This is a genomic window from Streptomyces sp. NPDC054932, assembly GCF_053610205.1.
The window spans coordinates 1-12,620 of record NZ_JBSGXU010000067.1 but is presented as its reverse complement, the minus strand read 5'-3'; the positions used below and the strand labels follow the sequence as shown (position 1 = coordinate 12,620).

The 12,620-nt window shown below is 70.4% G+C and carries 10 protein-coding genes and 1 pseudogene; 4 read left to right on the top strand and 7 right to left on the bottom strand.

Annotated features, from left to right (window positions below):
- Positions 1–30: 30 nt before the first annotated feature.
- A complete protein-coding gene (locus ACWGE1_RS19640) occupies positions 31–366 on the top strand; it encodes an ArsR/SmtB family transcription factor (protein ID WP_453421763.1) in 336 nt (111 codons plus the stop codon).
- Position 367: 1 nt separating this feature from the next.
- Positions 368–1,067: pseudogene (locus ACWGE1_RS19635) on the top strand (cation transporter).
- 186 nt (positions 1,068–1,253) lie between these two features.
- Here the strand turns inward: ACWGE1_RS19635 and ACWGE1_RS19630 are convergent.
- The 7 genes from ACWGE1_RS19630 to kdpF (ACWGE1_RS19600) form a co-directional block, all read right to left on the bottom strand.
- Positions 1,254–3,194: a protein kinase domain-containing protein gene (locus tag ACWGE1_RS19630; RefSeq protein ID WP_453421762.1), complete on the bottom strand. Its 1,941-nt coding sequence runs from the start codon at positions 3,192–3,194 to the stop codon at positions 1,254–1,256.
- A 381-nt stretch (positions 3,195–3,575) separates the two neighbouring features.
- Complete coding sequence (kdpB, locus tag ACWGE1_RS19625) at positions 3,576–5,681, bottom strand: potassium-transporting ATPase subunit KdpB (protein WP_453421761.1); 2,106 nt, start codon at positions 5,679–5,681, stop codon at positions 3,576–3,578.
- Positions 5,678–7,357 (bottom strand): potassium-transporting ATPase subunit KdpA, encoded by a 1,680-nt coding sequence (kdpA, locus tag ACWGE1_RS19620; RefSeq protein ID WP_453421760.1) that lies wholly within the window; start codon positions 7,355–7,357, stop codon positions 5,678–5,680. The genes kdpB (ACWGE1_RS19625) and kdpA overlap by 4 nt, the downstream gene beginning before the upstream one ends.
- 8 nt (positions 7,358–7,365) lie before the next feature.
- On the bottom strand, positions 7,366–7,455 hold the full coding sequence (gene kdpF, locus ACWGE1_RS19615) for a K(+)-transporting ATPase subunit F (RefSeq protein ID WP_453421759.1): 90 nt from the start codon (positions 7,453–7,455) through the stop codon (positions 7,366–7,368).
- Positions 7,452–7,607, bottom strand: coding sequence for a hypothetical protein (locus ACWGE1_RS19610; protein ID WP_272261963.1), 156 nt, complete (start codon positions 7,605–7,607; stop codon positions 7,452–7,454). The genes kdpF (ACWGE1_RS19615) and ACWGE1_RS19610 overlap by 4 nt, the downstream gene beginning before the upstream one ends.
- Positions 7,608–7,694: 87 nt before the next feature.
- Positions 7,695–8,453, bottom strand: coding sequence for a DUF4118 domain-containing protein (locus tag ACWGE1_RS19605; protein ID WP_453421758.1), 759 nt, complete (start codon positions 8,451–8,453; stop codon positions 7,695–7,697).
- A gap of 47 nt (positions 8,454–8,500) precedes the next feature.
- Entirely contained in the window at positions 8,501–8,590 is a 90-nt protein-coding gene (gene kdpF / locus ACWGE1_RS19600; protein ID WP_453421757.1) for a K(+)-transporting ATPase subunit F, read from the bottom strand.
- A 238-nt stretch (positions 8,591–8,828) separates the two neighbouring features.
- Between kdpF (ACWGE1_RS19600) and ACWGE1_RS19595 the strand changes: the two genes are divergently transcribed.
- On the top strand, positions 8,829–10,739 hold the full coding sequence (locus ACWGE1_RS19595) for an APC family permease (protein WP_453421756.1): 1,911 nt from the start codon (positions 8,829–8,831) through the stop codon (positions 10,737–10,739).
- A gap of 207 nt (positions 10,740–10,946) precedes the next feature.
- Positions 10,947–12,620 (top strand): potassium-transporting ATPase subunit KdpB (gene kdpB / locus ACWGE1_RS19590; protein WP_453421755.1); only part of this gene is annotated, 1,674 nt, incomplete at its 3' end.

Below are 12,620 nucleotides of genomic sequence, written 5' to 3'. Positions count from 1 at the left end.
GGATTCAGGTTTGGGTGTACTTTCACGAGTGTGCTGACTCTCGCTGCCGACATCGAGGTGCTGGCGCGGTTCGGCCGCGCCCTTGCCGACCCGATCCGCTGCCGGATCCTCCTCGCCCTGCGCGAGGCCCCGGCCCACCCTGCCGACCTGGCCGACGCCTTGGAGATCTCCCGCACCCGGCTGTCGAACCATCTGGCGTGCCTGCGCGACTGCGGCCTGGTCGTCGCGGTGCCGGTGGGCCGGCGCATCCGCTACGAGCTCGCTGACGAACGCCTCGGGCGTGCGCTGGACGACCTGCGCACCGCCGTGGTGGCGGTCGAAGCCGACAAGAGCTGTGGGGAAGCGGATGAGAAGGGCTGCTGCTGAGATGACCGCTGAGATACCCATCGGCACAGGACCGTCCCCGGCCCGCCGCGACGCACTGGCTCGCCGGATACGGCTGCTGGTCGCGGCGACCATCACCTAACAACGTCATCGAGGCGATCGTCGCTATCACGGCCGGGACGATCGCCTCTTCCACCGCGCTGATCGGCTTCGGTCTGGACTCCGTCATCGAGGTCTCCTCCGCCGCAGCGGTCGCCTGGCAGTTCTCCGCCCGCGACCACGCCGTGCGCGAGGCCCGGGAGAAGCGAACCCTGCGGATCATCGCGGTGTCGTTCTTCGCGCTCGCTGCCTACATCAGCATCGATGCGGCCCGCGCCCTGGCTGGCACCGGCGAGGCCGAACGCTCCGCTCCTGGCATCATCGTCGCCGCCCTGTCGCTGGCCGTGATGCCCTTCCTGTCCGCCGCCCAGCGCAAGGCCGGCCGCGAACTCGGCTCCGCCAGCGCGGTTGCCGACTCCAAGCAGACGTTGCTGTGCACCTACCTGTCCGCCGTTCTCCTGGTCGGCCTGGTCCTCAATGCCACCCTGGGCTGGTCGTGGGCCGACCCCGTCGCCGCCCTCGTCATCGCCGCCATCGCGGTCAAGGAAGGCCGCGACGCCTGGCAGGGCAAGGGTTGCTGCGCGCCGTCGGCGGTCGAGGCCGACGCTGGCGGTTGCCGCCCCGGGTGCGCGTGCTGCAACTGATCGGGGCTCCTCGCTGCCTGCTCGGATCGGCACACTCTCCCGATGAAACAGCGGATCACCGGCCGCCGCGGCACGCCTTGACAACGTCCACACGGCCAGTGACCCGACCTTGACGACCCGCATACGGAACTCCATCAGGGTTCGCGGCCAAGGACCCCGCCCCGTCCTCACGTCGCTGCAACGGGACTACGCGAGCAAGGTGGGCTCGGCATCCCGCCGCACCGGTATCGGCAGCCGGGCGAGTGTCCGTCCGTCGCCGGACGGGGGAAGCAGGACGATGCTCAGCTCTGCTGCGACCACTTCGTCCCCATGGCGTCCGGGTGGCAGGTCCAGCAGGAGGTGGTATTCGCAGGACTCGCCGTCCGGAACCTCGATGGGGTACTCACCGGCACTGGGGCCGACCTGATACCCGCGGCCGGTGAGATCGTCCACGGCCGGTGTGAGCTGCTTGACGAACCGCACCTGCCCGCCTCCGGGCGTCGCGACCCGCAGGGCGAGGTTGCGGGCGAATGCCTGGCGGGTCCGGGCGACGAGCGAGGACAGATCCCCTGTGAGTTGCGACGGGGGCTCCGAGGGATGCATGACGAGGTCCATCGTGCCGGACAGCGCGGTGGTGATGGATCTGATCGGCGCCACCTCCCAGTTGGCGCCGATGCCACGGGCATGGCAGGAGAAGCGGCCGGCGCACGAGGCGAGCACGGCAGGCAGCTCCTCGGGGCCCTCCGCCGTGACGGTCAGGTCCACGAGGAGGATCGCGGTGCGCACGGCGCCGCCGTGCGCGGCCAGGAGCCGGTCGGCGAGCCGCAGCCATCTGCCGAAGGCGACCGCCCCGATCGGCTCCAGCCCGGCCAGCGCGGCGCGCGCCTCGGCCTTGGTCTCCGCGGTCGCCCGGACCAGGCGCATGGTGTCCGGGTAGAGCATCCGGGCATGGTCCGAGCCCGCCACGACGGCGAAGGAAGCACCCTCGTCCAAAACGTCGATGGCGGAACCGAGCGCAGTCGTCACGGCGCGGAAGTCCGTTTCGGGGAGCCCCTCGGACAGCCCGGGCAGGAAGACCAGAGCGCGGGGAGCAGCGGCCGCCGAATCGTCGGGGGCCGCGCTCGTACCCGTCACCGTCACGATCGCGTTGACCTCGGTCGCTTCCGGAGGATGAAACTCATCGTAATGCGCCTCCATGGTGAAGCCCGGGGCGGGAGGGGCCGGCGCCGGGCGACCGGCGTACGCGTACCGGGGATCCGGTCGAGGGGTGGAAGCAGGCGTCGAGCCCTGTCGGGGTGCGGACGGCGGCGCCGCGGCACGCCAGGAGACCAGGTCTCTGAGCCGGTCGGCGACGGCTCCGGCGTGGGCCGGGCGGTCACCGGGATCCTTCGAGAGCAGGACCGAGACGATCCGGTCGAGCTCGACGGGCACGCCGGGCCGCTGAGAGGCCAGCCGCGGGGGTGGCGTGTGGATGTGATCCATCATCACGACCCGGAAGTCCCCGTGTGTCGTGAACGGCGGCCGCCCGGTGAGGAGGGCGAACAGGACACAGCCGAGGGCGTACAGGTCGGCCCGGCCGTCGACCCGTCGGCCCTGGCACTGTTCGGGCGCCATGTAGTCGGGCGTTCCCATCAGACTGCCCTCCCGGGTCAGACCGGAGTCCGCATGGACGAACCCCGCGATCCCGAAGTCGCACACCTTCACCCGGCCGTCGGCGACCAGCATGAGGTTGGCGGGCTTGATGTCCCGATGGACGATGTCCGCCAGGTGCGCGTACGAGAGCGCGTCAGCCACTTGCGCGGCCAGGTCCACTGCCCGGTGCACGGGCAGCCCGAACGTCCGTTCCTGAAGTACCGTGCCCAGATTCCTCCCGTCGAGCAGCTCCATGATCAAGTGGAGCTGCCCGTCCTGTGCACCGCTGTCGAAGACCTGTGTGATGCCTGCGTGCTGGAGCCGCGCCGTGACCTGCGCCTCGCGGTGGAACCGGTCCACGACGTGGCCGTCGGCCAGATCCGGGGGCAGGAACTTGATCGCGACCATGCGATCGAGCCGGGGATCGTAGGCCCGCCACACCTCGCCCATCCCGCCGCGTCCGAGCAGTGCCTCGAGCCGGTACCGGCCGCCGATGTGCTTCCCCGCGACGTTCAAGGCCCCCCGCATTCCGCCCGATCGCCCGGGACCGGCCCTCGGTGCCCCTACGGGATCCGCCCGCCGCATCGTACTGAGCGGCTCCTCCCCCGTGCGGTCCTCCGGGGAAATCGGAAGGGCCCGTACGGGGTCAGGCTGCCTCGGCCTCCGGGAACTCGTGGCGGCGAGAGGGGCGGTCGCGTAGTGGACGTACTCGGGGGTCGGGCGGAAGCCGGCCGACCGGGCCAGGAGGCGGCCGGGGCGGTTGTCGCGCGAGCAGGTCCCGCTCGGCGTGCGACCGGGCGGTGACGCCGGCCAGGGCGAGGCACGTCGTCCGTCCAACTGGTCCGCGGCGTACGGCTCAAGCTCCCTGACGGCCCTCTGATGCGGTCTTGGCGGACTTCAGCCGAGCCCGGGGATCGTTGACACGAGGAGGTCGATGGCCTTGATGCCGATGAACGGCAGGACCAGGCCGCCGAGGCCGTAGACGGCGAGGTTGCGGCGCAGCAGGTCGTGCGCGGAGGCCGGTCTGTAGCGGACGCCGCGCAGCGCTAGCGGGATCAGCGCGATGATGATCAGGGCGTTGAAGATGATCGCCGAGGTGATGGCGGACAACGGGCTGTGCAGGCCCATGATGTTGAGCGCTTCCAGGCCCGGGTGGGCCGCGGTGAACATGGCCGGGATGATCGCGAAGTACTTCGCGACGTCGTTCGTGATCGAGAAGGTCGTCAGGGCGCCCCGCGTGATCAGCAGCTGCTTGCCGATCTCCACGATGTCGATGAGCTTGGTGGGGTTGGAGTCCAGGTCCACCATGTTCCCGGCCTCCTTGGCGGCCGAGGTGCCCGTGTTCATCGCCACGCCCACGTCCGCCTGGGCGAGGGCCGGGGCGTCGTTCGTACCGTCACCGGTCATCGCGACCAGCTTGCCGCCCGCCTGCTCCCGCTTGATGAGGGCCATCTTGTCCTCGGGCGTGGCCTCCGCGAGGAAGTCGTCGACACCCGCCTCCTCGGCGATGGCCTTCGCGGTCAGCGGGTTGTCACCCGTGATCATGACGGTCTTGATGCCCATGCGGCGCAGTTCGTCGAACCGCTCGCGCATGCCCTCCTTGACCACGTCCTTGAGGTGGATGACACCGAGGACGCGGGCGCCCTCCTCGTCCTCCACGGCCACCAGGAGCGGGGTGCCGCCGGCCTCGGAGATGCGGTTGGCGAGGAGATCGGCGTCGTCGGAGACCCGGCCGCCCCGCTCCTTCACCCAGGTGATGACGGAGCCGGCCGCACCCTTGCGGGTCTTCCTGCCGTCGAAGTCGACACCGGACATGCGGGTCTGGGCGGTGAAGGCGATCCACTCGGCCTGGGCGAGTTCGCCCTGGTGGCGTTCGCGGAGCCCGTACTTCTCCTTCGCGAGGACCACGATCGAGCGGCCCTCGGGGGTCTCGTCGGCCAGCGACGACAGCTGCGCGGCGTCGGCCAGCTCGGCTTCCGTCGTGCCCTTTACGGGCACGAACTCGGCGGCCTGGCGGTTGCCGAGGGTGATGGTGCCCGTCTTGTCGAGCAGCAGCGTCGAGACGTCACCGGCAGCTTCGACGGCCCGGCCGGACATCGCCAGGACGTTGCGCTGGACCAGGCGGTCCATGCCCGCGATGCCGATGGCGGAGAGCAGGGCGCCGATGGTGGTCGGGATCAGGCAGACCAGGAGCGCGGTGAGGACGATCATCGACTGCTCGGCGTCCGCGTAGATCGCGAACGGCTGCAGGGTGACGACGGCCAGCAGGAAGACGATGGTCAGCGAGGCGAGCAGGATGTTCAGCGCGATCTCGTTGGGCGTCTTCTGCCGGGCAGCGCCCTCGACGAGGGCGATCATCCGGTCGATGAAGGTCTCGCCGGGCTTCGTCGTGATCTTGACGACGATCTGGTCGGAGAGCACCTTGGTGCCACCGGTGACGGCCGAGCGGTCGCCGCCCGACTCGCGGATGACCGGGGCGGACTCGCCGGTGATGGCGGATTCGTCCACGGACGCGACGCCTTCGACGACGTCACCGTCGCCGGGGATGATGTCGCCGGCCTCGCAGACCACCAGGTCGCCGATGCGCAGGTCGGTGCCGGGGACCTGCTCCTCTCCCTTGCCGTCCTTGTTCAGGCGGCGGGCGACGGTGTCGGTCTTGGCCTTGCGCAGGGTGTCGGCCTGGGCCTTGCCGCGGCCCTCGGCCACGGCTTCGGCGAGGTTGGCGAAGATCGTGGTCAGCCACAGCCAGGCAGTGATCGCCCAGCCGAACCAGTCCGCCGGGTCCTGGATCGCCAGGGCGGTCGTGACGACCGACCCGACCAGGACCACGAACATGACCGGAGACTTGATCATGATCCGGGGGTCGAGCTTGCGGACCGCGTCCGGGAAGGACTTCAGCAGTGCCGTGGGGTCGAACAGCCCCCCACCGACGCGGCCGGCAGGCGGCTTGTGGCCGGTCGGCAGGTCGTCGTGCGGAGCACGGGTCGGTGTGGCGGTGCTCATGATGCGAGCCCTTCGGCGAGCGGACCCAGCGCCAGGGCCGGGAAGTAGGTCAGACCGGTGATGATGAGGATCGTGCCGACGAGCAGGCCCGCGTAGAGCGGCTTGTCGGTACGCAGGGTGCCCGCGGTCTCGGGAACGGGCTTCTGCTCGGCCAGCGAACCGGCGAGCGCGAGGACGAACACCATGGGCAGGAAGCGGCCCAGCAACATGGTGATGCCGATGGTGCTGTTGAACCACTGGGTGTCGGCGTTCAGGCCCGCGAACGCGGAGCCGTTGTTGTTGGCGCCCGAGGTGTAGGCGTAGAGGATCTCGGAGAACCCGTGCGCGCCCGAGTTCAGCATCGAGTTGGGCGGGGTGGGCAGGGCCATGGCCGCGGCGGTGAAGCAGAGGACCAGGGCCGGGGTGATGAGGATGTAGCAGGCGGCGAGCTTGATCTCGCGGGTGCCGATCTTCTTGCCCAGGTACTCGGGGGTGCGGCCGACCATCAGGCCGGCGATGAACACCGCGATGATCGCCATGATCAGCATGCCGTAGAGGCCGGAACCGACACCACCGGGGGCGATCTCGCCCAGCTGCATGCCGAGCAGCTGGATGCCGCCGCCGAGACCGGTGTACGAGGAGTGGAACGAGTTGACCGCACCCGTCGAGGTGAGCGTGGTGGCGACCGAGAAGATCGAGGAGGCGGCGATGCCGAAACGGGTCTCCTTGCCCTCCATCGCCCCGCCGGCGGCCTGGAGCGCCGGACCGTGGTGGGCGAACTCGGTCCACATCATCAGGCCGGTGAAGGAGATCCAGATGATGCCCATGGTGGCGAGGATCGCGTAGCCCTGGCGGAGGTTGCCGACCATACGGCCGAAGGTGCGGGTCATCGCGAACGGGATGAGCAGGATCAGGAAGATCTCGAAGAGGTTCGAGAAGGGCGTCGGGTTCTCGAAGGGGTGGGCCGAGTTGGCGTTGAAGTAGCCGCCACCGTTCGTGCCCAGCTCCTTGATGACCTCCTGCGAGGCGACCGCCCCGCCGTTCCACTGCTGCGTGCCGCCCGTGCCGTGCTGGTTCAGGAACTGGCCGACCTCGTGGATGCCGGCGAAGTTCTGGATCGCGCCGCAGGCGACCAGGACGATCGCGCCGATCACCGAGATCGGCAGGAGGATGCGCACGGTGCCGCGCACCAGGTCGGACCAGAAGTTGCCGAGCTCGCCGGTGCGGGAGCGCGCGAAGCCCCGTACGAGGGCGACCGCGACGGCCATGCCGACGGCGGCGGAGACGAAGTTCTGGACCGCCAGGCCGCCGGTCTGCACGACGTGGCCCATGGCCTGCTCGCCGTAGTACGACTGCCAGTTCGTGTTGGCCACGAAGGACGCGGCGGTGTTGAACGCCTGGTCCGGGTCGATCGAGACGAAGCCGAGCGAGCCGGGCAGTACACCCTGCAGGCGCTGCAACAGGTAGAGGAAGAGGACGCTCACGGCGGAGAAGGCGAGGACGGCGCGCAGGTAGGCGGGCCAGCGCATCTCGGCCGACGGGTTGGCGCCGATGGCCTTGTAGATCCACTTCTCCGGCTTGTAGTGCCTCTCGGAGGAGTAGACCCGGGCCATGTGGTCGCCCAGCGGACGGTACGCCAGAGCCAGCGCGGCGATCAACGCGAGCAGCTGGAGCACACCAGCGGTTACGGGACTCATATCGGTGCTCAGAACCTCTCCGGGTACACAAGGGCGAGGACGAGGTAACCGAGCAGGGAGACGGCGACGACGAGGCCGATAACGTTCTCGACAGTCACAGCTTGGTCACCCCCCGGGCGATGAGAGCCACCAGCGCGAACACCGCGACCGTGGTGACGACGAAGGCCAGATCGGCCATCGCGAGCTCCTGAGTGAAGTGGGAAGAAATGAATCGGCCAGTTGGCCGATGACGAGACAACCGTGTCTTCACCCGGGTGTTAAGACGCTTTGACGGTGTCCATACGGGGGCGCGGGAACCCTTAACGCCGCCCTGACGGTGCAGGTCGTCCGCGGGGCATCAGACCTGGTGGGGCAGGCCGGCCGAGTCCATGGAGGCGCCCGCCTGAGCGGCCAGCGCGACGGCCACGAGACGGGCCTCCTCGGGCGGCAGGGGCCGGCCCGGGTGCGCGTCGAGAAGGAAACGGCCGTAGTAGTGGCCGCCGCCGACGGCCCGCAGCTCGGTCTCGCCGTCCGGCCACTCGGCGTACTCGGTGATCCGCCTGCCGCGGCGCAGCCAGACGCTGCCGTCGTGCTCCAGCCGTGGCAGGTGTCCCATCAGGGTTCCGTATTCGAAGCGGCAGCCGCGCAGCCCCAGCAGGCCCACCAGCTCCCGGCGGACGTACTCGACCACCGCCTCCGGCGAGCCGCCGTCCTCGGCGAGGCGGGCGGTTCCCCGGAGGCTCGACAGGTGCGCCGCGTCCGTGACCGCGACCGCCCGGAGCCTGCGGGTACGGACCGCCAGCTGGGAGACGATCAGTCCCACGGCGAGCAGCAGGACCGCTGTCTCGATCTCGCCACCGTCGGCGATGGTGAACCGCTGGTAGGGCCTGGTCAGGAAGAAGTCGAACCAGGCCGCCGCCGAGAGAGCGGCCAGCGCGCCGGCCGCTCGCGTACCCAGGGCGGCGACCGCCACCACCACGACGACCATGATCAGCGCCTCGTTCGTCGCCGAAAGATCCGCACGGAAGGGCACGAGCGCGAGGGCGACGAGGAAGGGGGCCACGAGGGCCGCAACCAGTGCGAGGGGGTCGTGGAGCCGGAACCAGTAGCCGGACATGTGGGGCCTCCCGTCCGGACGAAGCCGATCGTGACGAAGAGCGTCGCTCAGAACTTCTCGGGCCTGATCAGGGCGACCACGAGATGGCCGAGCAGTGCGAGGGCGATGAGCAGGCCGGCCACGTTCTCCGCGTCCACGGGACTTTCTCCTTCGTCGCAGTCGGGCGCTCTCGCCCAGATCAAGCGTGCCCCTCTGTGGGGGCGGCGCAACGCATGGCGCCGCCTCTTGACGGACCCCATACGCCGCTCCCACCTGCGCGTATGGAACGCGTGAAGAGTGGCGGGCCGGACGTATGGAATGCGCCAGGAGTGCTGGTCGCCTCCTCGCGCGGCTCCGACGCTGTCCTCACTTTGTTCATTCGGAGGGACCGGCGACATGGCCATACACGTAGGAAAACCGACCACGGTCGCTGAGGACCCGGGCCAGGAGGAGCCCCCCGACACCAGCGCCACCGGATCCGGAGACCGTCACCGGCTGACCGCTCTTCAGGGCCTCTCCGCGCTGTCGCTCGACGCGATGGCGTCCGTGGCGTACGGACCCGAGTCGATCGTGCTCGTGCTGGCCGCCGCGGGCGCCCACGGCCTGGGATTCACCCTCCCGGTCACGCTCGCCATCGCTGCGCTCCTGGCGGTGCTGGTGGCGTCGTACCGGCAGGTGATCGCCGCGTTCCCGGACGGCGGCGGCTCGTACGCGGTCGCCGAGCGGCATCTGGGGCGGCGGACCAGCCTGGTCGCGGCCGCCTCGCTGATCCTCGACTACGTCCTCAACGTCGCCGTCTCCGTCACCGCAGGCGTGGCCGCCCTGACCTCTGCCTTCCCGTCCCTCCACGGTGAGCGGGTCTGGATCTGCCTCGCCGTCCTGGTCCTGGTCACCGCCGTGAACCTCCGGGGGGTAGTCGACTCCGCCAGGGCCTTCCTCGTCCCGACCGCGCTCTTCGTCGGGTCGATCCTCGCGATGATCACCGTCGGGCTCTTCCGCGACGGCCCGGTCAGCACCGCCTCCGCAGCCGGGCACGCCTCCGCGCTCGGGGAGGGTGCCACCGCGGTCGGTGCGCTCCTGCTGTTGAAGGCATTCGCCGCCGGCTGCTCGGCGCTGACGGGCGTCGAAGCCGTCGCCAACGCCGTACCGTCCTTCCGCGCCCCGGCCGCCCGCCGCGCCCAGCGCACCGAGGTCGCCCTCGGCGCTCTGCTCGGCGTCATGCTGATCGGCCTGTCCGTCCTCATCGGCCGCTTCCACCTCCAGCCGGTCGAGGGCGTCACCGTCCTCGCCCAGCTCGCCGACGCCTCCTTCGGGCACAACGCGGCCTTCTACGTGGTCCAGTTCGCCACCATGGTGCTGCTGGCGCTCGCCGCCAACACCTCCTTCGGCGGCCTCCCGGTGCTGATGAGCCTGCTGGCCCGGCACAACCACCTGCCGCACGTCTTCGCCCTCAAGGCCGACCGCCAGGTCCACCGACACGGCGTGGTCTGGCTGGCGCTCGTCTCCGCCGCCCTGCTCGTCCTCTCCGGCGGAGACACCAACACCCTCGTCCCGCTTTTCGCGATCGGCGTCTTCGTCGGATTCACCATCTGCCAGGTCGGCATGGTCCGGCACTGGTACGGCGAGCGTCCCAGGGGGTGGCGGACCAAGGCCGCCCTCAACGGCTCCGGCGCGCTCCTGACGGGCGTCTGCGCAGTGGTCGTCACCGCCGCCAAGTTCACCGAGGGCGCCTGGCTGATCGTCCTCGCCCTGCCGCTGATCGTCCTCTTCCTCGAGAAGATCCACCGGTCCTACGCCGAGATCGGCGAGCGTCTCGAACTGGGCCGCGTCCCGCAGCCGCCGCACCGGGCCCACTCGCTCGTCGTCGTTCCCGTATCCGGTCTGTCCCGCCTGACCTGCCAGGCCCTCACCGCCGCCCGCTCCCTCGGCGACGAAGTCCTCGCCGTCACCGTCACCCACCCCACGGCCGAGGACCGGCAGGCCGCCGAAGCCCTGCGCCGGGACTGGGAGTTGTGGCGGCCGGGCGTCCCGCTGATCGAACTCTCCTCGGAGACCCGCTCGCTGGGCCGCCCGGTATCGGCGTACGTGCGGGGGCTCGCGCAGACCCACCCGGACGCCCAGGTCACCGTCCTCATCCCGGAAACCGAACCCGCGCACCTGTGGCAGCGGCTGCTCCAGAACCGGCGCGGCTCCGTCGTCGCCCACGCGGTCCGCCGCGACACCGACGCCGTCATCTGCCGCCTCCGCTTCCGCATCGCGGCGGAAGTCCGGCCGGCGGTCCTGGACGCCCCCTCCACGGGGCCCTGACGCCTTCGATCCGCCGACCGTCAAGAGGGCACAAAACACCTGCCCGGTACGGCTGCCGAGGGCACCGGGGCCGGTGGGTTCCTGCCCGTTCCACCGCCGGGGATCCCCACGTCGCACGACGAGCCGGAGGGGTCCCACGAGGGACGGATCCCCGGCGGTGCATCCATCCTTCTTCCGGCTGTGCCGATTCGACCCGAAGGTCTCGCCATGCCTCCCGCTGCCACCCGGCACACACTTCCTGTTCCGTCCCCGTCCCCGTCCCCGTCGCAGGCCCCGGCCAACCGGCCGCACCGAAGGCCGCGCCCCGGCCGAGGGCCCCTGCCGGAGTCGATACGACCGGCGGCCTCCTTCCGCGAGGCCCTGCTCAAACTCCAACCCCGCGAGCTGATCCGAAAGCCCGTGCTCTTCGTGGTCGCGGTCGGCTCCGTACTCACCACGCTGTCGGCGCTCATCCACCCGTCCGTCTTCACCTGGGTGATCAGCGTCTGGCTCTGGCTGACGGTGATCTTCGCCAACTTCGCCGAGGCCGTGGCGGAAGGCCGCGGCCGGGCCCAGGCCGATTCGCTGCGCAAGGCACGTACGGACACGGTCGCGCTGCGGCTGCGGCACTGGACGTACGGAACGAACCTGCGGCAGGCCGAGACGGAGGCCGTGGCGCCGAGCGACCTGCAGCCCCTGGATGTCGTGCTGGTGGAGGCCGGGGAGCCGATCCCGGCCGACGGCGACGTCATCGACGGCGCCGCGGCCGTCGATGAATCCGCTGTCACCGGCGAATCGGCGCCGGTGATCCGCGCGGCCGGCGGCGACCGGTCGGGGGTGACGGGCGGCACGACCGTGCTGTCGGACTCGATCGTCGTCCGCGTCAGCTCGCGTCCGGGACACAGCTTCATGGACCGCATGATCGCCCTGGTCGAAGGCGCATCCCGGCACAAGACCCCGAACGAGATCGCGCTCAACATCCTGCTGGCCGCTCTCACCGTCGTCTTCATCCTGGTCGTCGTCCCGCTCCAGCCGATGGCCGCGTACGCGGGCGCAGCCCAGACCACCACGGTCCTCGTGGCCCTCCTCGTCACCCTCATCCCCACGACCATCGGCGCCTTGCTCTCCGCGATCGGCATCGCGGGCATGGACCGCCTCGTCCAGCGCAACGTCGTCGCGATGAGCGGGCGCGCGGTCGAGGCCGCCGGGGACGTGAACACCCTCCTCCTCGACAAGACCGGCACCATCACGCACGGGAACCGGGAGGCGGCCGCCTTCATCCCGCTTCCCGGAACCGACCTCATCAAGCTGGCGGACGCGGCCCAGTTGGCTTCCCTTGCCGACGAGACTCCCGAGGGCCGGTCCGTCGTCGCCCTGGCCCAGCAGTACGGGCTCGAGCCGGTCGCCCAAGAGGATCTGAGCAACCCCCGGTTCACCGAGTTCAGCGCCCGCACCCGGATGAGCGGAATCAACCTCGGCTGGCCGAACGGGGCCGGCTGCGCCATCCGCAAGGGCGCCGTGGCCCAGGTGTCCGAATGGGTGACGCTGCGCGGTGGGACCGTACCGCCGGAAGCCGCCGCGTGGTCGGCCGGAGTGTCCGACTCCGGCGGCACCCCGCTGCTGGTCGCGGTCCACGACTGGGACGGTCTGCGGATCCTCGGCATCATCCACCTCAAGGACGTCGTCAAGGACGGCATTCGCGAGCGCTTCGCGGAGCTGCGGAGCATGGGGATCCGTACGGTCATGGTGACCGGCGACAACGAGCGCACGGCCCGCGCCATCGCGCAGGAGGCCGGCGTCGACGAGTACCTCGCGGAGGCCACGCCCGAGGACAAGATGGCCCTCATCAAGCGGGAGCAGGCGGGCGGCAAGCTGGTCGCGATGACCGGTGACGGTACGAAC

What these genes read in the sequence shown, in the direction of transcription:
- ACWGE1_RS19595 (WP_453421756.1), top strand. Translation starts at nt 8,829, where the DNA reads ATGGCCATACACGTAGGAAAACCGACCACGGTCGCTGAGGACCCGGGC.
- kdpB (WP_453421761.1), bottom strand. Translation starts at nt 5,681, where the DNA reads ATGAGCACCGCCACACCGACCCGTGCTCCGCACGACGACCTGCCGACC.
- ACWGE1_RS19605 (WP_453421758.1), bottom strand. Translation starts at nt 8,453, where the DNA reads ATGTCCGGCTACTGGTTCCGGCTCCACGACCCCCTCGCACTGGTTGCG.
- kdpA (WP_453421760.1), bottom strand. Translation starts at nt 7,357, where the DNA reads ATGAGTCCCGTAACCGCTGGTGTGCTCCAGCTGCTCGCGTTGATCGCC.